Consider the following 527-nt stretch of genomic DNA (forward strand, 5'->3'; position numbering starts at 1 on the left):
GAACCCACCTCGACGACCTCGCCCATGGTCTCGTGACCCAGGATGTCGCCGCCCTTCATGCCAGGCATGACCCCGTTGAAGAGGTGGAGGTCGGAGCCGCAAATGGCGCAGGCCGTGACCTTGATGATGGCGTCACGCGGGTGCTCGATCGTCGGATCAGGAACGGTGTCGCAGCGGATATCGCTTTTGCCGTGCCAGGTGAGCGCTTTCATGAGGATATCCTGCCGGCTGCGTGAGGAAGACGTCTCCAGACAACCTGCCGCGGCCTTGGCCGTTGCCGACGGGCCTCACGAAATATCAGGACTTTACATAGGTTAGTGCCATCGATCGGAAGAGCAATCTTCTCGCGCTCGGGCAACCCTTTGCGCAGCGGGCGATTTCTCAATCTGCCACCTGCAACACCGAGTTTCGGTGCCAGCCGACACCCGCCAGCAATGTGAAAGATCATATTCATGAGCATCTTCAGCTCGATCCTGCACAGGATCTTCGATCACTCCTCCAGCCTGACGCCCGCCGCGACGCCTAGC

At 60.2% G+C, this 527-nt stretch carries 1 protein-coding gene; it reads right to left on the bottom strand.

Annotated features, from left to right (window positions below; translation table 11 throughout):
• On the bottom strand, positions 1–212 hold a 212-nt coding region (locus AC1DWF_RS38365; RefSeq protein ID WP_476843633.1), incomplete at its 3' end, for an alcohol dehydrogenase catalytic domain-containing protein.
• Positions 213–527: the final 315 nt, after the last annotated feature.

This window comes from Aminobacter sp. P4_D5 (assembly GCF_056401815.1).